Here is a 25,766-nt window from a genome sequence, read left to right as displayed (position 1 = left end):
AGATTAGAAATAATGTCAAGAGTTTGTGAACTTACAGGTAAAAGAGCGATGGTAGGAAACAATGTTTCTCACGCTATGAATAAAACAAAGAGAAAATTCTCTGTTAACTTAGTTAAGAAACGTTTTTATATTCCTGAAGAAGATAGATGGGTAACGTTGAAAATTTCAACTGCTGCTTTAAAAACGATTAATAAAAATGGAATTGCTGCTGTATTGAAAAATGCAAAAGCTAACGGATTTGTTAAATCTGTATAATCCTTAAAACATAGATCAAAATGGCAAAGAAAGGTAATAGAATCCAAGTTATTTTAGAATGTACAGAGCACAAAACTTCAGGAGTTCCTGGAACATCTCGTTACATCACTACAAAAAATAAAAAAAATACTCCAGATAGATTAGAGATTAAAAAATTTAATCCAATCTTAAAAAGAGTAACTGTTCACAAAGAAATTAAGTAATTAGAAGTTTTTAAAACTTTAAATAATATTATAAGTCATGGCAAAGAAAACCGTAGCAACTTTACAAACAGCTTCTAAAAGATTAACTAAAGCTATTAAAATGGTTAAGTCTCCAAAAACTGGTGCTTATACTTTCGTTGAAGCAGTTATGTCTCCAGAAGAAGTTGATGAATTCTTGAAAAAGAAATAATTCATTTTACATTATATAGATAAGCTACTTTCGTTTGAAAGTAGCTTTTTTATTTTTACATTTGTCTGATAAATCAATTTTATAGAAAGTTGATTACTGTAAAAACTTAAACCCTAATTTTAGTATGAGTTTTTTTAAAAAAATATTTTCTTCTGACAAGAAAGAACAAGTTCTTAGTGAAGAAGCAAAACAAACTTTAGATAAAGGTTTAGAGAAAACAAAAACATCGTTTTTTTCTAAGCTTACTAAAGCTGTGGCTGGAAAATCGAAAGTTGATGATGAGGTTTTAGATAATTTAGAAGAAATTTTAGTTTCTTCTGATGTAGGGGTTAATACTACTTTAAAAATTATCGAGCGTATTGAAGAACGTGTTTCAAGAGATAAGTATCTTGGAACAGATGAATTAAATGGTATCCTAAGAGAAGAAATTGCTAGCTTGTTATCAGAAACGAATTCAGGTGAAGCAACGCAGTTTGAAATTCCTACTAATATTAAACCATACGTAATTATGGTGGTAGGAGTAAATGGTGTAGGTAAAACAACTACTATAGGTAAGTTAGCATATCAATTTAAGAAATCGGGTTATAAAGTGGTTTTAGGAGCTGCTGATACTTTTAGAGCTGCAGCAATTGATCAATTACAAATTTGGGCAGATAGAGTAGGAGTTCCTATCGTAAAGCAACAAATGGGAAGCGATCCAGCTTCTGTTGCTTTTGATACTTTGCAAAGTGCGGTAGCTCAAAATGCCGATGTAGTTATTATTGACACAGCTGGTCGTTTGCATAATAAAGTTGGTTTGATGAATGAACTTTCAAAAGTGAAAAAAGTAATGCAAAAAGTGGTGGAAAACACACCAAATGATGTACTTTTGGTTTTGGATGGTTCTACTGGCCAAAATGCTTTTGAACAAGCCAAACAATTTACAGCAGCCACTGAAGTTTCTTGTTTAGCGGTAACAAAATTAGACGGAACTGCAAAAGGTGGAGTTGTAATAGGAATTTCAGACCAATTTCAGATTCCAGTGAAGTATATTGGAGTAGGAGAAGGAATTGAAGATTTACAAGTGTTTAATAAATACGAGTTTGTAGATTCGTTTTTTAAATAAGATTTACTACAGTGAAAGAACTTTTAAAATATAAAACAGTACAATTATTTTTAGTTGCTGTTGTTATGGCTTTAGTTGCAATACCTTTTGAAGGTTATGATTATATTTTTATTACACTTAGATTGGCATCATTTGCAATTTTTATGTACCTGCTAATTAAATTTACTAGCGGTAAAAAGAAAGTTAAGAAATAAATATTTATACAATAAATGCTGTTAGTTAATAACAGCATTTATTTTTTCCCATAAATCATTGTCAAATCCTGAAACTGCAAAACTTGGATTGGCAGGGTTAGAAGCTTCTCCCATTCTTACAATAACTAATTTTCTACTGGGAACAACATATATTCTTTGATCTGCTGCTCCCATAGCAGCGTACATTTCTGCAGGGGCATTTGGAACTATTGAGCCTGTAAATACAGTTTGACTTCCAGGAAGCATAAAATTTGATTTGCCGTTTAACCACCACAAATAACCATACGATGGATTTAAGCTTTGCGATGTTGTAATGCTTTCATTAAAATAACTTTGATTAATGATTTGCTCATTATCCCATTTTCCTTTATTTAGGGCTAACAAACCAAATCTAGCCATGCTTCTCGTATTACTGTGATAAATTTTATAGATAATTCCGTTATTCCAAAAACCATCCATGCCAATTTTGTTTTTTAATTTAACATTAAAATAATTCTCAAATGTTTGACCGCTAGAAGCAGCTACAACATCCATTAGTTTTTGGAAAACATTATGATATGACCATCTTGTTCCAGCATCTGCTAAATAGGTTAAATTGGGTATAATTACTAAGTCGCTTTCATCATTAATTCCTGAAGTCATAGTTAATAAATGTCGAGATGTAATCAAGTTTTCCTTATTCAAAGGTTCGCTTGTCCATCCGGCTCCTAGATATTGTGAAACTTTAGTGTTTATGTTTAATAGATTTTCTTGTTGTGCTATTCCTATAGTGCTAGCGGTAAGTGTTTTTCCAGCACTATTCCATTGCCAAGTATCATTTGCTGAATGACCGTTAAAATAATGCTCCATTACGATTTTTCCATTATGGAGAATGATAAACCCTTTTGTATTTTTAAGTGCTAAATAATCTAGTAAAGGTTGCACCTGTGATTGATTCCAACCTAAAGAAGCTGGAGTTTTTGTTTCCCATGTTGAAGACCCAACAGGTGGAAAATACATAGTTTCAACACTATTGTTCGTAGAAGAGTCGTCTGAACTACAGTTTAGTAAAGATATAAATACAAATAGAGGGATAATTTTTTTCATATGTTTAAATTTTATTTTTTAGTGGTAACATATGGTATCGCCTTTTTAATCATTGGTGTTTGCTTACACAAACTTGTTGTTAATGGCGATTTCATATTTAATTTCATATGGTTAACATCAATTAGACAATAAAATTACTGAATAGTTTAATTCAAATGATTTTTAATCGTAATTTTATACTCTAATTTGGTATTTACATTATGAAGAAACTTCTTTTTTTAATTGTTTTAAGCACTGTCCTTTCGTGTAAGCAGAAAATAACTGATACCGATATTTCTAATTTGAATGGTTATTGGGAAATTGAGAAGGTTGAACTTCCTGATGGTGAAAAGAAAGAGTATAAAGTAAATGAAACGATTGATTTCTTTAAAGTTGAACAAAATAAAGGTTTTAGGAAAAAAGTAGTTCCACAATTGGATGGAACTTATTTAACAAATGATGTTCAAGAAGATGTTGTTGTGGTTTTAAAAGAAGGAGAAGCAAAACTTCAATATAAAACAACTTATGCTTCATGGGAAGAAGAAATTATCGAATTAACTAAGGATAAATTAGTGGTTAAAAACCAACAGGAAATAGCGTATTATTATAAAAGACCTATGAAGTTTTCAATTAAATAAAATGACAAAGCGATTTAACGAGGAAAGTCCGATTGGTGATGTGTTGAAACAATTTATTTCTCAAAATAAGTTGGAAGCAGGTATGGATATTGTTAACGTTCGTGATGCTTGGAAGAATTTAATGGGAAATGGCGTTAATAATTATACTACTGAAATACAATTAAAAGGTTCTACTTTGTATGTAGCATTATCTTCTGCTGTTTTGCGTGAGGAATTAAGTTACGGAAAAGATAAAATAATTAAAATGATTAATGAGGAACTTCGGAAAGATTTAGTGACTCATTTAGTTTTAAGATAAAAAAATCCCGATTTAATTAAATCGGGATACATATTTTATAAAAAATAGACATTACTGTCTATTGAGACTAAACACTGAATACTAAAACTGTTCTCTTCCTGCAAAGTGGAAAGCACTTTCAATAGCTGCATTTTCATCTGAATCAGATCCGTGAACTGCATTTTCTCCAATTGAAGTTGCATATTTTTTACGGATAGTTCCTTCAGCTGCTTCAGCTGGATTTGTAGCACCAATTAAGGTTCTGAAGTCTTCAACTGCATTTTCTTTTTCTAAGATAGCAGCTACAATTGGACCTCTTGTCATGAATTCAACTAATTCACCAAAAAATGGTCTTTCGCTGTGTACTGCATAAAATTTTTGCGCATCAGCTACAGTTAATTGTGTTAATTTCATTGCTACAATTCTGAAACCACCTTCAGTAATCATATTTAAGATTCCACCAATGTGTCCGTTTTCAACAGCATCTGGTTTAATCATTGTAAAAGTTCTGTTTGTTGCCATTTTTTAAATTTTTTGCAAAGGTACTATTTTAATTAGGTTCTGCAATATAGTTTTATATTATTTTATTATTGTTCTTGCTACTCTAAAACCATAAAATTCATGTGTTTTATTTGGTTCTGTTGAAATACGATTTGCAGGTCTTACATAGTTTGGTTGGCTATCCCATGAGCCCCCTCTAACCGTTCTTCTCTCACCCATTTCAGGTCCTATTGGGTTATCTCCTTTTTCTAATTTATAGAAATCTTTGTTATACCAATCCCAACACCATTCCCAAACGTTTCCGCTCATGTCATAAATTCCTAATTCGTTTGGTAATTTTGTTCCTACAGTATGAGGTGTGCCTTTGCTGTTCCCTTTGTGCCATGCTACATCATCTAAGGTGTTACTTCCGCTATATTTGAATGATTTTGTTAGACTACCACCTTTAGCGGCAAATTCCCATTCAGCTTCTGTAGGTAATCTGTATCCGTTTGCTTTAAAATTACAAATGAAATTAGGTCCTTTTTTTGTATAAGCAGGTTGAAGTTTTTCTTTAATACTAAGCCAATTACAATAAGCTATTGCCTCGTTCCATGTTACACCATTAATAGGGTAGTTATCTTGCCATCCCCAAGATGGTTTTTCAGGCATTTTCATTTTATTGGCTTTGATGAATTGTTTCCATTCCCAAACGGTTACTTCAAATTTGCTGATTTCAAAGGTGTTTAAGTTAACGCTATGTTCTTTTTGCTCATCAACATCTGCTAATCCATCAGAATCTTTGGAACCCATTTTAAAAGTTCCGCCTTGAATTTTGATTAAATCAGTGTCAATAAGATTGTTTTTAAATGCAAAAAATGATAAAAGGGTAATTAATAATGTTGAATAAAAAGTAATTTTTTTCATATATATATTTATTAATGTAGGGGTGTGCAAATATAACATTTTTATAACATTGTGATGAAGAAATGTTATAAAAATATAATTTTAGCTAAATTTAATGTTAAAATAATAAATATAATGCTTTTTATCGATTAAAAATGTTTTTTATCGATATTTTTATAAAATTACTGTAGTGAAATTTTGTGTTAATGGTTGTAAATGAGTACTTAATAGTAAGAAAAAAGCTTCTAAATTGTTAATTTCGTTATAGAAATCTGCGAAATTTAATTTTCTTTCTTGCAAAGTTTGATTTGGAAATAATTCGTTTTGAAGTTGAATAATGCGCTCTAATTTTTCAGCATGAATTCTTTTTTCAGCTTTTAGAAGTTTTTTTTCTAAGTTGTCAAGACCTTTTAATTGTTTTGCTTCTTGTGCTTTTACTGCTCCAATAAAAGATTTGTCGGTTTGATTTGCTATATCATACAAGGTTTTAAATTGATTTATTAAAAACTCTTTTTGTTCTTTAAAATCAATAGTAAGTTCTGACAGAGCTTTTGTTTTTTCTTGAACCAAAGTTTGTTGGGTTTTAAAAACATCAGCCCATTTTAATTTCAATTTCTCCATTTTTTCGACTTGCTTTTTTGTAGCAATTAAAACAGAGTTTCTAAGTAGTAAAATTGGAAATGTTATTTGATTTGCTTCAAAGTTTGATTTTAATTCTAACCAGTAAGCTAATTCTCCACCGCCCCCAATATAGCAAAGATTGGGTAGAATTACTTCCTGATATAACGGACGTAAAATAACATTTGGACTAAAATTCTTTGGATTATTTTCTAATTCAGTTAAAATTTCACTTTCAGAAAATGATAAAGATGTATTGTTGATTTTGTAATTTCCATTTTCAAGAATAATTCGTTCTCTTAAATTATCTTGTATGTAAAACAAATTAATTTCTCTAGGATTTACCTGAATATTGTATTTTTCTAATAATGGAATTGTTTCATTTACTTTTTTAAATGATGTTTGATACGACAATTCATTTTTAGCATAAGGGATAAATAATTTTTTAAGCTCCGAATCGTCTCCATCAATAATCACTAAACCTTCTTTTTTGAATAAATCATTAGCTAAACATCGAGTAGCATCTGCTAAATTATCATATTTTAAATAAGATTTTTCAAATAATTCACGTAGATAATTTGCGTTATTGCCTAAGCCTAACTCATTTGAAAATTGCTCAAAAACTGCTTCTAATCCAGCTGTGTTTAATCTTCCAACGGGTCCTTTACTTTCTTTTTTCCATTGGATTTTTTTATTTTTAAAAGAAAAGAAATTGATTTCGTCAAAATCATGATCTTCGGTTGCCATCCAATAAACGGGTACAAAATTATACTGTGGATATGTGTTTTTTAGTTCTTTCGTTAAGTTAATGACCGAAATAATTTTATAAATAAAATATAAAGGTCCAGTAAATAAATTCAACTGATGACCAGTTGTTATAGTGAATGTATTCGATTTTTTTAAAAGTTCAATATTAGCAGAAGTAATTTCTGAAATTTCAATTGTTTGATATTGATTTTGTAATACTTGGGCTAAGACTTTGCGGTTTTCTATTGGAAAATTTTTATTTTTTTCTTCAATTTGAAGTTGAAAGTTTTCTATTGTTGGAAACCGATTGTATAACGTTTTTAATTCAGCCTTTTGGTCTAAATAATCTACGATAAGTTTTGAAAAATATCCAGAATTTTGATAAGTTACACAGTCGTTTGGCATTTTGGTAATTAATTTTTTTGCTAAAATACTATAAAAAAAATAAAGCGTATGTTTGTTTTAACATACGCTTAGCAATTATCGTTTTAAAGTAAAATGTCCTCTATATTCTTTTCCGTTTTCTCTTTTTACTACAAACCAATAGTCGGTTGAAGGAAGTGATTTGCCTTGGTGAGTTCCATCCCAGCCTAAGTCATCTGGACCAAACTTGGTTATGAATTTGCCATGTCTATCAAAAATTGTAATTGTTAAATTGGGTTCGTTCTCTGAAAATTTAATTTTCCAAAAATCATTATTGCCATCACTATTTGGAGTGAAATATCTAGGATACATAAGCAAATAAATGTTATCAGTACTTATACCACATCCATGTTTGTCTCTTACAAAAATTTCATATTCTCCGTTGGCTAAATTAGTAAAAACATTACTGTCTTGGTATTCAATTCCGTTTAAGGAATACTCATAATCTCCTAATCCAGTTACGTTAACTGTAATAATATTGTTTTGTTCAGTCCAGTCAACTGTATTGAATAATCCTATAGTTGCCGGATTTGATAAAATAACTGAAACGGTTTTTGTTGTACTACAAACAACAGTTCCATGAATTTCTGTTACAGTTAAACTATAATTTCCTGGTTGAGCAACTGTTATAGATGGAGTTGTTTCTCCTGTTGACCATAAATAACTATCAAAATAACCACTTTCTGTTAAAGTTACAGTGAAGTTTTCACATAAATAATTGATTTGATTTAAGGAAATAATTGGAGTTGGAATTAGCGTTAAATCTAATGAACAAATATTAGCACATCCATTATTGTCTTTTACTACAACATAGATTATTTTATTAATTTGATTTAAATTGAAGCTTGTAAAATTTAAAATTTGTTCAGATGAAATTTGATTTTCAGCACCATTTTGAGAGTTGTAGTAATAAAAACTATGGTTAGCAGGATTGCTAATAAAATTAGACTCATATAAGCTTAAATTTACTAACTCATTTCCATTATTTCCATTATCACAAATAAGCGTACTGTAATTTTGAACATTTGGTAATGGAATAAAATAAGAACTGATGGTTACCATTTGTGATAATGAATAACAGCTTCCTCTTCTTACTATTAGGGTTAAAGTGTTTCCTCCATTTAAATTTGTTTTAGTATTAGAAGTACTCCAAGTAATTCCTCCATCAAAACTGTATTCATCACCAATAGTTGTAATAGTAAGAGTCGCATATTTATTACAACCTGCAGGGTCAATGGTATAGCTTGGACGAATTGTTTCAAAGTTTCTAACATATACATAGGTAAAATCAGATGTGCAACCTAAATTGTTTTTGATTTGTAAAATGTAAGTAGATGCTGTAACATTATTTAATGTGTTTGAAGTTTGCCAAGTGTTTCCACCATCAAAACTATATTCAGAAGCTGGTGTTGTAATTGTAATACTTCCTAAATTAGAACAATAAGGTTCTATTAAAGTATAATTTAAGTTGGTCAAAAACACACCTTCAATAGAAATGTTTCTTGGATTTGAAATACAACCAGCAGCATCTTTTACTCTAACGGAATAAAGTCCAATAGGTAAATTCGTCATTACATTATTTGAAGTCCATGTTAGTCCATCATCAAAACTGTATTCAGTTGCTGAAGTTTGAACGGTAATTGTTCCAAAATCACCACAATAGGTTGGGTTAGTATAAGTAGCGCTAGGAGTACTATTTAATAAAGGTCTTATAGTAATGGGCGAATTGTAAGATTCACACCCCATAATTGTTCTGATTTTAACTTGATAAGTTCCTACAGCTAAATTACTAGCAATATTTGAAGTAGACCAAGTTGTTCCTCCATCAAAACTAAATTCTGATGCAGGTGATGTAACAGTAATACTACCATAAGCTACAAAACAAGAAGGTTGTTGCACTACAATTGTGGGTAAAACAGCAACTTGATTTGGTAATATAGTTACACTATTTGTTGAAGAACAATCATAACTATCAGTTACCGTAACTGAATATGTACCAGTATTATTAACAATGATATCTCGAGTGGTTTCTCCTGTAGACCATAAATAACTAGCACCTAATGATGCAGTTAACGTAGTACTGCCACTACAAACATTCAGTATGCCAGAAATTGTAGCATACGGATTTTTAACTGTAAGTTGAATAGGTATTATTTTATAACATGTAGCATCTTTAGTAACTCTTACAAATATGCTACTTGTATAACTTTCGAAATTTTGAAAATTTAGTATTGGATTTGTATTACTATAGGCATCATTTTGATTTTGAAAATAGCTAAAAGTATAATTGGAAGGAGTTGTTATAATTAAATTTTCACATTCTGTTAGATCAAAAAAATCTTTACCGTCGCCATTGGTATCACATTTAATTAAATTGGTCGTTTGTGGTCTATAATCACAATCGGGTGAGCAATTTAAAAATGATATATCCCAACCCGCATTTGCATCAGAATCAACTGCGTTTGTAAAATTTGTTCCTGCACATGTATTACTGCCTTGAATAACGCCATAGTTTATTAAAGCCATAACATTATAATTACCGTTTGTGGTATTCGGTAAATCATTTGAGTTTAGAGTAAAACAAAAAGTTCTATTGTTCAAATCTAATTGAGAAGGAGTTGCAGAAGTATAAACTTGTTGGTTGTTTTCATTTAAAATTTTAATTTGAATGGATTGAACGCTTGCATTTATTCCTCCAGAATTTGGAATTGTAAAAGTTCCACAAATAGATAAAGGGAAAGTAGGACAAATTTCAAATAAAGGATTGATTTCTATACTTCCTTGTAAATTTTCGTTAGAATGTAACAAACATAAATCATCAACATAGGCATAGCCAAAATGACCACTTAAACCACAGCGTGAAGCAGTAAATTCAATTATAAATTCTTCGTTGTTGGGTATTGATGAGATATCTAATATTCCAGATTGCCAGTTTTGTGTATATAGAACAATACTTCCAGCTTCAAGTGTTTCAGATTCTGTAAAAATACAATTTGTAGGATCACCGGTTAAACAAAATTCACTTACTACAATATTGTTTTTAATAATTCTTGCTTTAAAATAAGGTTGTTCATTTTCATGACTTGAACCTGTTATACTTTGTAAAACAGCTTTAAAATTGAATTTAACCTCTGTTTCATTATTTGTTTTAAATCGTTTTGTTTGAACAACTCCAGAGGTAATGTAGGAATTTTTGTGGTTTACTTTTAAAACATATTGATCAAATCCATTAATATTGCCTATGTATTGATCATAATAATTTGATGGAACCGTTGTGGCCATTAAATTAGATTGATTTGGGTTGTATTGTATAATCCCTTGGTTAGCCTGAACATTAACGTCTTTGCATTGCATAGGATTAGTAGGATTACCCGTACCGTAACTATAGTTTTTTAAAAAATATGTGCTGTTAAAATTTTCAAACTCTTCAAAACCACCATTATTACACAAAAAGACAGCACTTTGTAGTCTTGAAAAAGGAATAAATCTCGAAGAATTTAAATTTTTATCAGCTTCAATTTTTCCAATAAATAATTTTCTTTGAATTGAATCATTAAGATTGAATTCCGGAGTATTTTCAAAAGGGCGACCGTTTATTACAACAATATTTGAATTTTCAGTATTTAATTCGGAATTTTGTGCTAAACAAGTAATAGAAAAGAGGGAGACAATAATAATAAAAAAAACATTTTTCATTTAGTAGAATTTTTTTTACAAAAATATAAAAATTATGAAAACTTTTTTTACCAAAATGTAATTTAAACTCTTTCTAACTTTGTTAACAATAATTTTACTTTTAAAATTTTGAAAAACATTCTCTTAATCACACCACCTTTTACCCAACTGAATACACCGTATCCAGCAACGGCTTATTTGAAAGGTTTTCTAAATACCAAAAACATTTCGGCATTCCAAATGGATTTAGGAATCGAAGTGATTTTAGAAATGTTTTCCAAAAAAGGACTAACACATATTTTTTCAACCATAACCCAGCACCCATCACCCAACACCCAAAGAATTTATTCCCTCAAAGACGATTACATCAAAACCATCGATACCGTAATCGCTTTTCTTCAAGGAAAAAACCCATCTTTGGCGCGACAAATTTGTTCAGGGAATTTTTTACCCGAAGCTTCTCGTTTTGACCAATTAGACGATATGGAATTTGCCTTTGGTTCGATGGGAATGCAAGATAAAGCCAAACATTTAGCCACTTTATACTTGGAAGATTTATCTGATTTTATCGTAGAATGTGTCGATGAAAATTTTGGATTTAGTCGCTACGCAGAACGTTTAGGAAGAAGTGCTAATTCTTTTGATGAATTATACAATCATTTACAAAATGAATTAACTTTTATTGACGATATTACCATTAGAATTCTGAAAGAGCGAATTGAAGAAGTGCAACCAAAGCTCGTTTTAATTTCAGTTCCATTTCCAGGAAATCTCTACAGCGCTTTTCGTTGTGCTCAGTTTATAAAAGCTAATTTTCCAAATATAAAAATAGCAATGGGCGGAGGTTTTCCTAATACAGAACTTCGCGAATTAAAAGACAAACGCGTTTTTGAGTTTTTCAATTTTATTACGTTAGATGATGGTGAATTACCTGTTGAATTGTTGTACGATTTTGTCAGATCGAGTGATTCCGAAATTTCGGAAGAGATGCCTCTAAAACGCACATTTTTATTAGAAAATAATCAAGTAGTTTACAAAAACAACACCACTCGTCACGATTACAAACAAAGTGAAGTAGGAACTCCTGATTACTCGGATTTACTATTAGATAAATACATCTCTGTAATTGAAGTAGCTAATCCAATGCACAGTTTATGGAGTGATGGTCGTTGGAATAAACTTACTATGGCTCATGGCTGTTATTGGGGAAAATGTACTTTTTGCGATATTTCTCTAGATTACATCAAGTTGTACGAACCAATTGCCGCAAAAATTTTGGTCGGCCGAATGGAAGAATTGATCGCTCAAACAGGCGAAAGCGGATTCCATTTTGTAGATGAAGCAGCGCCACCAGCTTTAATGCGGGAAGTTGCTTTGGAAATCATCAAACGAAAATTAGTAGTAACTTGGTGGACCAACATTCGTTTTGAGAAAAGTTTTACGGCTGATTTGTGTTTGTTATTAAAAGAATCGGGTTGTATTGCGGTTTCTGGCGGATTAGAAGTGGCTTCTGACCGACTTTTAGAACTTATAAAAAAAGGAGTTACGGTTGAACAAGTAGCTCAAGTTACCCGAAATTTCACGGAATCAGGCATTATGGTTCATGCCTATTTGATGTATGGCTACCCAACACAAACTATTCAAGAAACGGTGGATAGTTTGGAAATGGTGCGTCAATTGTTTGAATTGGGTGTTTTACAAAGTGGTTTTTGGCATCAATTTGCTATGACAGCGCATTCTCCTGTTGGTATGTTTCCTGAAGAATTTGGCGTAATTCCGGAACAAAATGAAATTACATTTGCTAATAACGACATTAATTTCAAAGACAAAACGGGAATCAATCACGATAAATTCAGTTACGGATTAAAAAAATCGCTATTCAATTACATGCACGGCATCTGTTTCGATTACGATTTGCAAGATTGGTTCGATTTCAAAATTCCTAAAACTAAAATCCCATCAGATTACATATTTAATTGCCTTCAAAACGAACAAAATTTCAATACAAAACCTAATGCTAAAATTGTTTGGATAGGAGGAAAACCCCAAATCGAAACCTTTACCAAATCTAAGAAAGGAAATTCATGGGAAATGATGAAAATATCGTTTCACACTAAAACCCAATCGTTTGATATTTCAGTAAATGCTGAAGAAGGAAAATGGTTAATTGAAACTTTAGAGAAAATTGCTGTTACTTCTGAAAATAAAATCACTTTTTCGCAATTAAAATCTGATTTTGAAAAACAGTTTGAAGATTTTGAATTGTTTTGGTACTCAAAACCAATAAATACATTACGAGAGTTCGGATTATTAACGTTATAAAACAGCTATAGTATTTTTACAAAAATTATAAAATTATCATTTACGAAAACGTTTTCTTTTCGTAAGTTTACGTCCACTAAAAAAATCTCACATGAGCACAAATTATAAACTTTTAGTAAACAATTCTACTTCGTTTGAAGTTACTGAAAATGACCTTCAGAAATTAGATGCCATTAAGTTGGAAGCAACAAAGTTTCACGTACTAAAAGACAACAAACCTTACAAAGCTGAAATTATTTCGGCCGATTTTATTTCCAAAAAATATACAGTTAAAGTTAATAACAATACTTATGAAGTAGCTATTTCCGATGCTTTAGATGAATTAATCAAAAGTATGGGAATTGAGCGTGGTAGAACAAAACTGGTAAACGCTATCAAAGCACCAATGCCAGGTTTGATTCTAGAAATTAACGTTTCGGTTGGTCAAGAAGTAAAAGAAAATGATCCTTTATTGATTTTGGAAGCCATGAAAATGGAAAACTGTTTCCTTTCACCAAGAGATGGAGTAATCAAATCTATCGCAGTTGAAAAAGGTAATGCCGTAGATAAAGGACAATTGTTAATTGAATTCGAATAAGATGAAAGAAATTAAGAAAATATTAGTTGCAAATCGTGGTGAAATTGCTATTAGAGTAATGAAAACTGCGAAAAAAATGGGAATCAAAACGGTAGCCGTTTATTCGTCTGCTGATCGAAATGCTTTACACGTTAAATATGCTGATGAAGCCGTTTTAATTGGAGAAGCAGCGTCCAGTCAATCCTATTTACGTGGTGACAAAATCATCGAAGTTTGTAAAGAATTAGGAGTTGATGCAGTTCATCCGGGATACGGATTTTTAAGTGAAAATTCATCTTTCGCAGAAGCATGTGAAAAAAATAACATCATTTTCATCGGGCCAAAATCAAAAGCAATTGAAATGATGGGAAGTAAATTGGCAGCAAAAGACGCTGTTAAAGCATACGGAATTCCAATGGTTCCAGGAACAGAAGATGCTATTATCGATATCGAAGCTGCAAAGAAAATTGCGACAGATATTGGCTTTCCAATCTTAATTAAAGCGTCTGCTGGTGGTGGAGGAAAAGGAATGCGTGTGGTTGAAAAAGCAGAAGATTTTGTTTCTCAAATGGATAGAGCCATTTCGGAAGCAACGAATGCGTTTGGAGATGGTTCGGTTTTCATTGAAAAATATGTAACCAAACCACGTCACATCGAAATTCAAGTAATGGCAGATAGTCATGGAAATATTGTCTATGTTTTCGAAAGAGAATGTAGTATCCAACGTCGTCATCAAAAAGTAGTAGAAGAAGCACCATCAGCAATTTTGACTCCTGAAAAACGTAAAGAAATGGGTGAAGCTGCTGTAAAAGTGGCAAAAGCTTGTGATTATTTAGGAGCAGGAACAGTTGAATTTTTAATGGATGGCGATCATAATTTCTACTTTTTAGAAATGAATACACGTTTGCAAGTAGAACATCCGGTTTCGGAGTTAATTTCTGGATTGGATTTGGTAGAATTACAAATTCGTGTAGCTCGTGGGGAAGCTTTACCAATGAAACAAGAAGACTTACAAATCAAAGGTCATGCTATGGAACTTCGTGTATATGCCGAAGATCCAATGAATGATTTCTTACCTAATGTTGGTACTTTAGTTAAATACCAATTACCTGTTGGAGAAGGAATTCGAGTAGATAATGGTATCGAAGAAGGTATGGATGTGCCAATTTATTACGATCCAATGCTTTCCAAATTAATCACTTATGGTGAAACGCGTGAAGAATCTATTGAATTAATGATTAAAGCGATTGATAATTATTTGGTTGAAGGTGTTGCTACAACATTACCCTTTGGAAAATTTGTTATGGAACACGAAGCATTCCGTTCAGGTGATTTTGATACTGGATTTGTGAAAGCGTATTATGATGCGGAAAAACTAAAATCAAAATTAGATACTGAAGCCGAAATTGCAGCTATGATTGCATTTCAACAATACGTGGAAGATCAAAAAGTATTAAAATTACCAAATTAGAGTATTAAGATAAAAGTATTAAGAATCAAGACAAGTTCTCAACTTGAAACCTTAAACTTGAAACCAAAAGTAAAATGGAAGATAAAATCAAAATATTAAACGATAAAATTGCTTTAGCCAAATTAGGTGGAGGCGAAAAACGAATTGCAGCACTTCATGCAAAAAAGCGATTAACAGCTAGAGAACGTGTTGAATATTTATTAGACGAAGGTTCGTTTGAAGAAATAGGAATGTTGGTGACTCACCGTACTACAGATTTCGGTATGGACAAAGAAGTCATCTATGGAGATGGAGTAGTAACAGGTTATGGTACCATCAACGGAAGATTGGTGTATGTTTTTGCACAGGATTTTACGGTTTTTGGAGGTTCGTTATCAGAAACTCATGCTGAAAAAATCTGTAAAGTAATGGATATGGCAATTAAGAATGGTGCCCCAATGATTGGATTAAACGATTCTGGAGGTGCTCGTATTCAAGAAGGGGTTCGTTCTTTAGGTGGTTATGCGGATATTTTCTACAGAAATGTTCAAGCTTCTGGAGTAATTCCTCAAATTTCAGCGATTATGGGACCATGTGCTGGTGGAGCGGTTTATTCTCCAGCAATGACTGATTTTACCATGATGGTGGAAAACAACAGTTATATGTTCGTAACCGGACCAAACGTTGTAAAAACAGTAACCAATGAAGAAGTAACTTCAGAAGAATTGGGTGGAGCAGCAACTCATGCATCAAAATCAGGAGTTTGTCATATTACATCTCCAAATGGTATAGAATGTTTGGAAGATATCAAACGTTTATTAAGTTATATTCCACAAAACAACAGAGAAACTACTCCAAAATTGCCTTTTGTATTGCACGATGAAGTTCGTGAAAAATTGGATACAATTGTTCCAGATAGTGCGAATAAGCCTTACGATATGCACGAAGTAATCAGCGGAATTATCGATGAAGATTCTTTCTTTGAAATTCATAAAGATTTTGCAGATAATATTATCGTAGGTTTCGCTCGTTTAGGTGGAAGAAGCATCGGAATTGTAGCCAACCAACCAATGGTTTTAGCCGGTTGTTTGGATGTAAACAGTTCGATTAAAGCAGCTCGATTTGTTCGTTTTTGTGATTGTTTCAATATCCCATTATTAGTATTAGAAGATGTGCCAGGTTTCTTACCAGGAACTGATCAAGAATGGAATGGAATTATTACTCACGGAGCAAAATTATTATATGCTTTTAGTGAGGCTACTGTGCCAAGAGTTACTGTAATTACTCGTAAAGCGTATGGTGGTGCTTATGACGTAATGAACTCAAAACATATTGGTGCCGATATGAATTTTGCTTGGCCAAGTGCCGAAATTGCGGTAATGGGAGCAAAAGGAGCATCGGAAATTATCTTTAAGAAAGAAATTAGTGAAGCAGCTGATCCAGTGGCTAAATTAGCAGAGAAAGAAGCAGAATATGCGGAGTTATTTGCTAATCCATATACTGCAGCCCAACGTGGTTTTATCGATGAGGTAATTTTACCAAGAGATACCAGAAGAAAATTAATAAAAGCGTTTAGTATGTTAGAAAACAAAGTAGTTGATACGCCAAAACGCAAACACGGAAACATTCCATTGTAATTTAAAATAATGTTAAAACTCCCTTTTTAAAGGGAGTTTTTTTTATCTTGCAACCTCCAAATTACCTACAATCCATCTAAAACAATTCTGAATGAGATTTATAACTTTTTTTACTTTTTTACTTTTTTTCATAAGCGGGAATGTTGTTGCACAAAAAACAATCAAGCATACAGTGGTTTCAGGTGAATCCATTTATTCTATTGCTAAAAAGTATGATGTAAGTGAATCTGATATTTATGAATTAAACCCGAAATCGAAAGGTAATTTACTACAATTAAAAACGGTTTTAATTATTCCCAATAAAAAATCTAAATCAACTGATAAAAAAGATATTTCCTCATTTAAGACCTCAAATGCTGAAATGCATACAGTTGAGCCTGGAGAATCACTTTATAAAATTGCCAAAAAGTATGACATTACATTAGAAAAATTAAAAGAATTAAATCCAGATGTCAAACCTGAATCCATACAAATAGGTGATAAAATAGTTGTAGTGGCTAAAAAGGAAATAGCAAAATCAAAACCACAACCAATTGTAACAGTACCAACTCAAAAGGCTGACGTTGTTGTAAATACAAGTACTGTTAATATAGATAACAATTTGTGTTTTGATGAATTAGGGAATCAAGTTCATACAGTTAGTAAAGGAGAAACATTATATAGGCTTTCTAAAAAATATAAAGTAAGTGTTAAGGATTTAGAAGAGATGAATCCTGAAATTATTGCTAATTTACCTATTGGATATGAAGTAATCGTTAAGAAAGGTAATGTAGAACTTGTTAATCATCAAAATGTAAAAGCCAACGCTCCAAAAGAAATTGAAGAACTTTCTCCTGAAAACATGTCAAAGGCTGAATTCTTAATTGCAAAAGCTTCTCAATACCTAGGGACTCGATATAGAGGCGGCGGAACTACAAGCGCAGGCTTTGATTGTTCCGGTTTAATGTATTCAACTTTTAAGCATATCGAAATGACTTTGCCACGTTCATCAAGTTCTATGGCCGTAGGTGCAGGGTATAAAATTGACAGAAGTCAGGCTCAAAAAGGCGATTTAATTTTCTTTACTACCAATGGGAGAGGAAGTGTTAATCATGTAGGTATGATTACCGAAATCATTGGTGATGAAATTAAATTTATTCATTCAACAATACAAGCAGGTGTTGTAATTTCATCTACTGAAGAACCTTACTACAAAAAACGTTTTATTCAAATTAACAGAGTGCTTCAAGATTAATTCTAGTTCATGATATTTATCATTTTACTATTATTCAGTAGAATGTAAATTCGTAACTTCTAATAGTTATGTCATGAAAGTAGAACAAATTTATACAGGTTGTATGGCACATGCTGCTTATTACGTTGAAAATAATGGAGAGGCAGCCATTTTTGATCCATTACGAGAAGTCCAACCTTATATAGATAGAGCCAAAAAAGATAATGCCAAAATCAAATATGTTTTTGAAACGCATTTCCATGCCGATTTTGTTAGCGGTCATTTAGATTTAAAAGCAAAAACGGGAGCTCAAATTGTTTTCGGTCCAACCGCAAAACCAAATTACGATGCCACAATTGCTACCGATGGTCAGATTTTTACCATTGGAAATTACAAAATAAAAGCGCTTCATACTCCAGGACATACAATGGAAAGTACTACTTATTTGCTGATTGATGAAAACGATAAACAACACGGAATCATCTCAGGTGATACTTTGTTTATTGGTGATGTAGGTCGACCTGATTTAGCCCAACATGTAATTGCTGATTTAACACAAGATAAATTAGCTCGTTTATTATATCATTCGCTACGTGATAAAATTATGCCGCTTCCAGATGATTTAATTGTTTATCCTAATCACGGTGCTGGAAGTGCTTGCGGAAAAAACATGAGTAAAGAAACTACTGATACTCTTGGAAATCAAAAACAAACCAATTATGCGCTTCGTCCTAATATGACAGAAGATGAATTCGTTGAAGAATTACTTACTGGATTAACCACCCCACCAGGTTATTTTCCAAAAAATGTTTTGTTGAATTTAAAAGGATATGAGTCGTTAGATAAGGTAATCGAAAAAGCAAAACGACCACTTAATCCTAATGATTTTGAAGACTTGGCAAATGTTTCTGGTGCTTTAATTTTAGATACTAGAAATGCTACAGATTTTGCAAAGGCGTTTATTCCGAATAGTATTAATATTGGGATTGACGGAAGTTTTGCGATGTGGGTAGGAGAAATGATTTCTGATATTAATCAAACTATTCTATTAGTAACTGAACCTGGTAGAGAAGAAGAATGTATGATTCGACTTTCAAGAGTAGGATATGATAATACGATTGGATATTTGGAAGGTGGCTTTAAATCTTGGTTACAAGCGAACAAAGAAACCGATTCATTAAAAAGAATTACTGGTGAACAGTTAGAAACATTACTTCAAACAACAAAGTTATCCTTATTTGATGTTCGTAAAAAAAGTGAATTCGATTCAGAACATTTATTAAATTCTGTAAACATTCCCTTAAATCAAATAAATACTAAACTTGATAGTTTTCCAAAAGACAAACCATTCGTTATTTATTGTGCAGGAGGTTATCGAAGTATGATAGCAGCTTCTATTTTAAAACAAAGAGGCTTTGATAATTTTATGGATGTTTCAGGAGGATTTAATGAGATTGCTAAAACAACAGAATTACCTAAAACAAACTATGTATGTCCAACTACACTATTGTAAATCAACAAAAAAACCGCTAATTAGCGGTTTTTGTTTCAAGTGAAATTCTAACTATCTTTTAGAAAATTAAAAATTTCATCTTTTAGAAACACACGATCTTTTCTTAGATGTGATAATTCATCATCCATTGCTAACTCTTCGTCTGTTTCAATTTTGTATATTTTCTCGTCTAAATCTGTATACGAATGTAATAAAACCTGAAATTCATCATTGTTATGATACAGGTCTTTAATCTTGTCTGCGTATTCAGGAAAATCTTGGTAAATAGGATGTTTCGTTATCATAATGCTGGTTTTTAAATTTCTATACTCAAAGTTAGTAATAAAAAAAACGCATTGATATGACAATTATCATATCAAATAAAAAATCCTCACAAAATAATTGCAAGGATTCATATATGATTTTTAATATTTGAAACGAATTAAATAGGCTCAGCGTATAAATCAAATTCAGTTGCATCAGTAACTTTTAAATTTACAAAATCACCCGTTTTCAAATAATATTTTGATGCATCCACTAAAACTTCATTGTCTACATCAGGACTGTCAAATTCAGTTCTTCCGATGAAATATTGACCTTCTTTTCTATCAATAACACATTTAAAAACTTTACCAATTTTCTCCTGATTCAAATCCCAAGAAATTTGCGATTGTAAATCCATAATTTCAGCAGCACGAGCTTGTTTTACTTCATGTGGTACATCGTCTTCTAAAGCAAAAGCACCTGTATTTTCTTCATGCGAATAAGTAAAACAACCTAAACGCTCAAACTTCATTTCTTGAACCCATTCACGCAGAATTTCGAAATCTTCTTGAGTTTCACCTGGATAACCCACAATTAAAGTAGTTCTGATAGCTATTCCAGGAACGCGTTCTCTAAATTCTTGTAATAATTTAGTTGTTTTCTCTTTAGTTGTGCCACGCTTCATCGATTTCAAAATATCATCTGAAATGTGTTGTAATGGAATATCGATATAATTACAAATTTTTGGTTCGCGTTTCATTACATCTAAAACATCCATAGGGAAACCACTTGGGAAAGCATAATGCAAACGAATCCATTCAATTCCCTCTACTTGAACTAAGTTTTCTAGTAATTCAGCAAGATTGCGTTTTTTGTATAAATCTAATCCATAATAGGTAAGATCCTGAGCGATTAAGATTAATTCTTTTACGCCTTTTTTAGCTAAACCTTCAGCTTCTTTTACCAATTTTTCAATAGGTTGCGAAACGTGTTTTCCACGCATTAGAGGAATTGCACAAAAACTACAAGGTCTATCGCAACCTTCGGCAATTTTTAAATAAGCGTAATTTTTTGGAGTTGTAGTTAAACGTTCTCCAAGTAATTCGTGTTTATAATCAGCTCCTAAAGCTTTCAATAAAAGAGGTAATTCTGTAGTTCCAAAATATTGGTCAACGTCCGGGATTTCTTTCTCTAAATCTGGACGGTATCTTTCTGATAAACATCCAGTAACGAATACTTTGTCTACAATACCTTGATCTTTTTTATCTACATATTCCAAAATCGTATTTACCGATTCTTCCTTTGCATTATCAATAAAACCACAAGTGTTAATTACCACGATATTGCCTTCTTCTTCGTGTGCTACATCTTTTCCGTTGGCTTTTAGTTGTCCCATTAAAACCTCACTATCGTAAGTGTTTTTAGAACATCCAAGTGTAATTACATTGATTTTATTTTTCTTTAACGATTTGGTTCTCATGTTTTTAATTTTGATTCCGAACATTCGGAAGGCAAAATTACATAAAATAATTAGTAGAAGCACCAGCGTTTAGGAATTTTTTAGGGGCTTGGTCCCGCTGTCCGCTATATCCGCTAGTACGGAATGTCGCTCCCATCGGGGCTAGGTGTTATGGTTTGGGCATAAAAAAACCACTTCGGTTGAAGAAGTGGTTTAATTATTTTTGATTATTTATTTAGAAATTTACTGAATAAGTAATGGTTATATTATTGTTTGTGGTTCTAATTCTTGCTGCATCGTTCATGCCTGAAGATACAAGGGCTAAATTATAATTTCTATGATCGTTAGCGTAAGCTAAGTCTAATCTACTTTCACCAAAATTATATCCTAAACCTGCTGAATATCCAGTCAAATCTCCCATTGCAAAATCTACCTTGTATGGACTTTCTTCAAAGCGATATCCTCCACGAAGACTCCATTGTTTTATTTTATACTCACCACCTATTCTCAATTCCATTGCATCTTTAAATTGATTTCTCATATCAGTGTTTAAATCCCTAAAAAAACTATCATTTGTAGGCTTAAATTTAATATTACTGTAATCTTTAGTGGCATAATCAACACTTATTAAGCCTTTTTTTCCAAAAATATAAGTACCACTTAGCGTCCATTTACTTGGTGTTTGAATTTTATAGCTTTCATAGATGTTTACAACGTTTGGGTTTACAAAATTTTGAAAGTTGCTTGTTCCGTCAGTAGTTCTTGTTATTAGGCGCTGTGATAATTCGTCGTTTAAATGATACCAAGTTGGTGATTCATAAGCAATTCCAGCTCTAAAACTATCTGTAAATTTATAAATAGCTCCTAAGTTCATTGAGAATCCCGTTCCATAGGTATATAACTCATTGTCAAATTGAATGTCTGTTACAGTTAAACCACTAGTGTATAAATCATTGTTATTACCTTCGTAAACTGAAGTCGATTTTACATAATCGGTAAAATGAGCATTTAAATTCAATCCTAAGAACAATTTATTTTTATATGCGGTAGCAATATTAGCTGTAAGTTTTCCTGTAAAACCTGAAGTTTGTACATAGTTTTCGTGATAATAATTTCCGCCTGGAGGAATATTAGTATAATAATCAATATTGTCTGGATCATTATCATCAAATGCCTCAAATATATAAGCTTGATAGCCAAGCATAGCTTGTTGAGCAGGAAATCCTAAACCACTTGTTTGTCCTAAATAAGAGTATAATTGAGAAATAGTTTCTCCAGGTTGTAATTGCATATAGTTTAGAGGCAATCCTTGAGCTTTGTCAATAAAATAATTTCCAATAGAGTTATAAGGGTTTACCCCAGCAGAAAAAATAGTATTATCAAAATTATTTGTACTATCATAGTTTAATCCTACAACAATTTTTGACCAATCGGTTTTTCCTGAGTTATCATTAAAAACCAAAACAGCTCCAAGTTGGTTTAAATCTAATGAGCTAAAATTTTCTTTGGTTCTTGTATTAAAATAATCTGATCTATTGTGTGCATTAAAGCTGGTTCCAGTTATACTTGCAAAGTTATTGTTAAAAAATAATGAACCAGCAGGATTTACATTAATCGATGATAAATCGCCGCCTACAGCACCAAATGCACCACTCATTGCTCTAAAGCGAGCTGTCCCAGTTAAATTATTTACGGCATATCGCAAAGCGTCATTAGTTGTAGTTTCTTGTGCAGTAGCCAATAAAGAACTACCAAAAATTATGGATAAAAATAATTTTCTCATTTCAATTTTTTTTAATCTTTAGTATGAATTAACCTCTTCCGCCTCTTCCGCCTCCGCCACCAGAACGACCACCTCCGCCAAAGCTTCCACCTCCAAAACTACCTCCAGATGAACTTCTTGGTGAAGAATAGTTGTTATTTCTAGGTGAAGGATTGTATTCTCTTGGTGTTGAGGTTCTTGGAGATTGTGTGTTAGTTCTTGGACTAGGATTGTATTCTCTTGGTGTAGAATTTCTTGGAGATTGTGTGTTGTTATTTCTTGGATTAGTTGATTGTAATCTTGGAGAACTATTTCTTGGACTAAACGTTGGTCTAGGAGTGTTGTTGTTTACACGATTTGTCATTCTTCCACCTCCGTTATTATAATAACCATTACCACCTCTTGGGCCATGATTATAGGAAACATGGTTGCCATAGTAACCATTCCAACCCCAACCATTACCATACCACCCGTTCCAACCCCATCCAGGTCCGTACCAAGAATTCCATCCAAGTCCCCAGCCCCAGCCAGCTCCATACCAAGAATTCCATCCCCAACCCCAGTTAGGGCCATACCATGAGTTCCAGCCCCAATTCCAGCCTATACCCCAATATGGAGAATACCAGTTGTTCCAACCCCAACCGTTATTATAGTAATTAATGGTAACTTCTGTTGCATTGTTGCCCCAGTCAGCATTATTATTGTTGCTGTATTGATTGTTGTAAACAGTGATTACACTATCTTTTTTTGTATTATCGTCAGAATAGTAAACATAGTCATCTTGCATGTTTCTGAACTTTTGCGAATATACATTGCCACTCTGTGAATTATTTGATACTACAACTTTTTGTCTTTCTGAAGTGGTGTAAACACCATCATCATAATATGATGCATTTTGATATGAACCACAGGATGTTAAGATTATTGCCATTAATCCAAACAATGAAAATATGGCATTTTTTTTGGTAAACAGGTAATAAGTTTTCATAACTCTTATTTTTTTATTGTTGGACACTTCAAATTTAACTATTTTTGCCAAACAAATTAGTTAAAATTTATACAAACAATTTTTGTGCCAAAATATTCATAATGAGCAAGAACTTAACAACAAGAGCGGAAGATTATTCCAAATGGTATAACGAACTAGTCGTAAAGGCTGATTTAGCAGAAAATTCAGGAGTAAGAGGGTGTATGGTTATTAAGCCATATGGCTATGCAATTTGGGAAAAAATGCAAGCTGAATTAGATAGAATGTTTAAAGAAACTGGACATAGTAATGCTTATTTCCCCTTGTTTGTTCCAAAAAGTATGTTTGAAGCAGAAGAGAAAAATGCCGAAGGTTTTGCTAAAGAGTGTGCGATAGTTACGCATTATCGTTTAAAAAATGATGAAGAAAAACCAGGAAAATTAATGGTTGATCCAAATGCTAAATTGGAAGAAGAATTAATTGTTCGTCCAACTTCAGAGGCTATTATATGGTCAACTTATAAAGGTTGGGTGCAATCTTATAGAGATTTACCTTTGTTAATCAATCAATGGGCAAATGTGGTTCGTTGGGAAATGAGAACGCGTTTGTTTTTAAGAACAGCTGAGTTTTTATGGCAAGAAGGACATACAGCCCACGCGACGCGTCAAGAAGCTATTGAAGAATCTGAGAAAATGATGAATGTTTATGCAGATTTTGTTCAAAATTTCATGGCAATTCCAGTAATTAAAGGGTTGAAAACAGAAACAGAACGTTTTGCAGGTGCAGATGAAACCTATTGTATTGAAGCCTTAATGCAAGATGGAAAAGCATTGCAAGCGGGAACTTCACATTTTTTAGGTCAAAATTTTGCTAAAGCTTTTGATGTGAAATTTGCTAATAAAGAGGGTAAGCAAGAATACGTTTGGGGTACTTCTTGGGGAGTTTCTACGCGTTTGATGGGAGCTTTAGTAATGACACATTCTGATGATAAAGGTTTGGTTTTGCCTCCTAATTTAGCGCCAATACAAGTGGTTATTGTTCCTATTTATAAAACAGATGAACAATTTGATGCCATTTCAGAACAAGTTAATGCTTTGGCTGTTGAATTGAGAAAATTAGGTATTTCTGTTAAATATGATAATAGAGATACTCAAAAACCAGGATTCAAGTTTGCAGAATGGGAATTAAAAGGGGTTCCAGTTCGTATTGCAATAGGACCTAATGATTTAGAAAATGGAACTTATGAAGTAGCTCGTAGAGATAATTTATCTAAAGAGATAGTTGCTAAAGATGAAGTAGTAAATTATATTCAAAATTTATTAGCAACTATTCAAAATGATTTATTTGCAAGGGCTTTAGAGTATAGAAATTCTCATATTACTGAGGTAAATTCTTTTGACGAGTTTAAAGAAGTTTTAGAAACCAAAGGTGGTTTCTTAGCGGCACATTGGGATGGAACTGCTGAAACAGAAGAAAAAATAAAAGAATTGACTAAAGCAACTATCCGTTGTATTGCTTTGGATAGAGTAGAGGAAGCGGGTTCTTGTGTTTTTACAGGAAAACCTTCTATTGGAAGAGTCTTATTTGCAAAGGCTTACTAAAAAATTAGCAAAAAAAGCGAAAAAAAAATATTGATGCTATTGCAGGAATAAAAAATGTGTTTATCTTTGCACTCGCATTACGGAAATGAGATGTTTTAATACCTCAAAGTACGAGATGGCCCGTTCGTCTATCGGTTAGGACGCCAGGTTTTCATCCTGGTAAGAGGGGTTCGATTCCCCTACGGGCTACATATTGAATAAAGAATTGGTTAATGGCCCGTTCGTCTATCGGTTAGGACGCCAGGTTTTCATCCTGGTAAGAGGGGT

The 25,766-nt window shown here is 32.3% G+C and carries 23 protein-coding genes and 1 tRNA gene; 15 read left to right on the top strand and 9 right to left on the bottom strand.

Features of this window, described 5'->3' with window-relative positions:
• The first annotated feature begins 12 nt into the window (after nt 1-12).
• The 5 genes from rpmB (at nt 13) to V7P59_RS02390 (ending at nt 1,947) form a co-directional block, all read left to right on the top strand.
• A complete protein-coding gene (gene rpmB / locus V7P59_RS02410) occupies nt 13-255 on the top strand; it encodes a 50S ribosomal protein L28 (protein WP_008253904.1) in 243 nt (80 codons plus the stop codon).
• Between the two features lie 20 nt (nt 256-275).
• Nucleotides 276-458: a 50S ribosomal protein L33 gene (gene rpmG, locus V7P59_RS02405; protein ID WP_008253902.1), complete on the top strand. Its 183-nt coding sequence runs from the start codon at nt 276-278 to the stop codon at nt 456-458.
• Between the two features lie 37 nt (nt 459-495).
• A complete protein-coding gene (locus tag V7P59_RS02400) occupies nt 496-648 on the top strand; it encodes a DUF4295 domain-containing protein (RefSeq protein WP_023574293.1) in 153 nt (50 codons plus the stop codon).
• 124 nt (nt 649-772) lie between these two features.
• Entirely contained in the window at nt 773-1,753 is a 981-nt protein-coding gene (gene ftsY / locus V7P59_RS02395; protein ID WP_333808315.1) for a signal recognition particle-docking protein FtsY, read from the top strand.
• Between the two features lie 11 nt (nt 1,754-1,764).
• Entirely contained in the window at nt 1,765-1,947 is a 183-nt protein-coding gene (locus V7P59_RS02390; protein ID WP_333808313.1) for a hypothetical protein, read from the top strand.
• Between the two features lie 21 nt (nt 1,948-1,968).
• On the opposite strand, the gene V7P59_RS02385 is transcribed toward V7P59_RS02390, so the two are convergent.
• The gene (locus V7P59_RS02385; protein WP_333808311.1) at nt 1,969-3,033 is read right to left on the bottom strand and encodes a serine hydrolase domain-containing protein; all 1,065 of its coding nucleotides are present in this window, start codon (nt 3,031-3,033) and stop codon (nt 1,969-1,971) included.
• A 200-nt stretch (nt 3,034-3,233) separates the two neighbouring features.
• On the opposite strand from V7P59_RS02385, the gene V7P59_RS02380 reads away from it, so the two are divergent.
• Both V7P59_RS02380 and V7P59_RS02375 read left to right on the top strand, forming a co-directional pair.
• A complete protein-coding gene (locus tag V7P59_RS02380) occupies nt 3,234-3,650 on the top strand; it encodes a lipocalin family protein (protein ID WP_333808310.1) in 417 nt (138 codons plus the stop codon).
• Nucleotide 3,651: 1 nt separating this feature from the next.
• Nucleotides 3,652-3,948, top strand: a complete 297-nt coding sequence (locus V7P59_RS02375; protein ID WP_333808308.1) for a DUF721 domain-containing protein — start codon at nt 3,652-3,654, stop codon at nt 3,946-3,948.
• A gap of 81 nt (nt 3,949-4,029) precedes the next feature.
• Here V7P59_RS02375 and V7P59_RS02370 read toward each other — a convergent pair whose 3' ends face one another.
• From V7P59_RS02370 to V7P59_RS02355, 4 genes are all read right to left on the bottom strand, one after another.
• Nucleotides 4,030-4,449, bottom strand: a complete 420-nt coding sequence (locus V7P59_RS02370; RefSeq protein ID WP_333808306.1) for a nucleoside-diphosphate kinase — start codon at nt 4,447-4,449, stop codon at nt 4,030-4,032.
• 57 nt (nt 4,450-4,506) lie between these two features.
• Nucleotides 4,507-5,334 carry a formylglycine-generating enzyme family protein gene (locus tag V7P59_RS02365; RefSeq protein WP_333808304.1) on the bottom strand — a complete coding sequence of 276 codons (828 nt, stop codon included), beginning with the start codon at nt 5,332-5,334 and terminating at the stop codon, nt 4,507-4,509.
• 153 nt (nt 5,335-5,487) lie between these two features.
• The gene (bshC, locus tag V7P59_RS02360; RefSeq protein ID WP_333808301.1) at nt 5,488-7,083 is read right to left on the bottom strand and encodes a bacillithiol biosynthesis cysteine-adding enzyme BshC; all 1,596 of its coding nucleotides are present in this window, start codon (nt 7,081-7,083) and stop codon (nt 5,488-5,490) included.
• 75 nt (nt 7,084-7,158) lie between these two features.
• Nucleotides 7,159-10,797, bottom strand: coding sequence for a T9SS type B sorting domain-containing protein (locus V7P59_RS02355; protein ID WP_333808299.1), 3,639 nt, complete (start codon nt 10,795-10,797; stop codon nt 7,159-7,161).
• A 108-nt stretch (nt 10,798-10,905) separates the two neighbouring features.
• Here V7P59_RS02355 and V7P59_RS02350 point away from each other — a divergent pair, with 108 nt between their 5' ends.
• From V7P59_RS02350 to V7P59_RS02325, 6 genes are all read left to right on the top strand, one after another.
• A complete protein-coding gene (locus V7P59_RS02350; protein WP_333808297.1) occupies nt 10,906-13,098 on the top strand; it encodes a B12-binding domain-containing radical SAM protein in 2,193 nt (730 codons plus the stop codon).
• 91 nt (nt 13,099-13,189) lie between these two features.
• Nucleotides 13,190-13,675 (top strand): biotin/lipoyl-containing protein, encoded by a 486-nt coding sequence (locus V7P59_RS02345; protein ID WP_333808296.1) that lies wholly within the window; start codon nt 13,190-13,192, stop codon nt 13,673-13,675.
• Nucleotides 13,676-13,685: 10 nt separating this feature from the next.
• Nucleotides 13,686-15,125, top strand: coding sequence for an acetyl-CoA carboxylase biotin carboxylase subunit (locus V7P59_RS02340; RefSeq protein ID WP_333808823.1), 1,440 nt, complete (start codon nt 13,686-13,688; stop codon nt 15,123-15,125).
• 74 nt (nt 15,126-15,199) lie between these two features.
• Complete coding sequence (locus V7P59_RS02335; protein WP_333808294.1) at nt 15,200-16,741, top strand: acyl-CoA carboxylase subunit beta; 1,542 nt, start codon at nt 15,200-15,202, stop codon at nt 16,739-16,741.
• Between the two features lie 91 nt (nt 16,742-16,832).
• On the top strand, nt 16,833-17,975 hold the full coding sequence (locus V7P59_RS02330; RefSeq protein ID WP_333808292.1) for a LysM peptidoglycan-binding domain-containing protein: 1,143 nt from the start codon (nt 16,833-16,835) through the stop codon (nt 17,973-17,975).
• A gap of 73 nt (nt 17,976-18,048) precedes the next feature.
• Nucleotides 18,049-19,467: an MBL fold metallo-hydrolase gene (locus V7P59_RS02325; RefSeq protein WP_333808290.1), complete on the top strand. Its 1,419-nt coding sequence runs from the start codon at nt 18,049-18,051 to the stop codon at nt 19,465-19,467.
• A 47-nt stretch (nt 19,468-19,514) separates the two neighbouring features.
• On the opposite strand, the gene V7P59_RS02320 is transcribed toward V7P59_RS02325, so the two are convergent.
• The 4 genes from V7P59_RS02320 to V7P59_RS02305 form a co-directional block, all read right to left on the bottom strand.
• Nucleotides 19,515-19,751, bottom strand: coding sequence for a DUF465 domain-containing protein (locus tag V7P59_RS02320; protein WP_333808288.1), 237 nt, complete (start codon nt 19,749-19,751; stop codon nt 19,515-19,517).
• A 137-nt stretch (nt 19,752-19,888) separates the two neighbouring features.
• On the bottom strand, nt 19,889-21,190 hold the full coding sequence (gene rimO / locus V7P59_RS02315; RefSeq protein WP_333808286.1) for a 30S ribosomal protein S12 methylthiotransferase RimO: 1,302 nt from the start codon (nt 21,188-21,190) through the stop codon (nt 19,889-19,891).
• A 214-nt stretch (nt 21,191-21,404) separates the two neighbouring features.
• Nucleotides 21,405-22,952: an OmpP1/FadL family transporter gene (locus V7P59_RS02310; protein WP_333808284.1), complete on the bottom strand. Its 1,548-nt coding sequence runs from the start codon at nt 22,950-22,952 to the stop codon at nt 21,405-21,407.
• Between the two features lie 28 nt (nt 22,953-22,980).
• Complete coding sequence (locus V7P59_RS02305) at nt 22,981-23,919, bottom strand: hypothetical protein (RefSeq protein WP_333808282.1); 939 nt, start codon at nt 23,917-23,919, stop codon at nt 22,981-22,983.
• Between the two features lie 101 nt (nt 23,920-24,020).
• On the opposite strand from V7P59_RS02305, the gene proS reads away from it, so the two are divergent.
• The gene (gene proS, locus V7P59_RS02300) at nt 24,021-25,499 is read left to right on the top strand and encodes a proline--tRNA ligase (protein WP_333808280.1); all 1,479 of its coding nucleotides are present in this window, start codon (nt 24,021-24,023) and stop codon (nt 25,497-25,499) included.
• Nucleotides 25,500-25,616: 117 nt separating this feature from the next.
• A tRNA-Glu gene (locus tag V7P59_RS02295) sits at nt 25,617-25,688 on the top strand.
• Nucleotides 25,689-25,766 lie beyond the last annotated feature (78 nt).

This window comes from Flavobacterium sp. (assembly GCF_036782315.1).
Taxonomy (GTDB): Bacteria; Bacteroidota; Bacteroidia; order Flavobacteriales; family Flavobacteriaceae; genus Flavobacterium.
The sequence above is the reverse complement of the archived record's forward strand: the minus strand, read 5'-3'. Positions and strand labels throughout refer to the sequence as shown.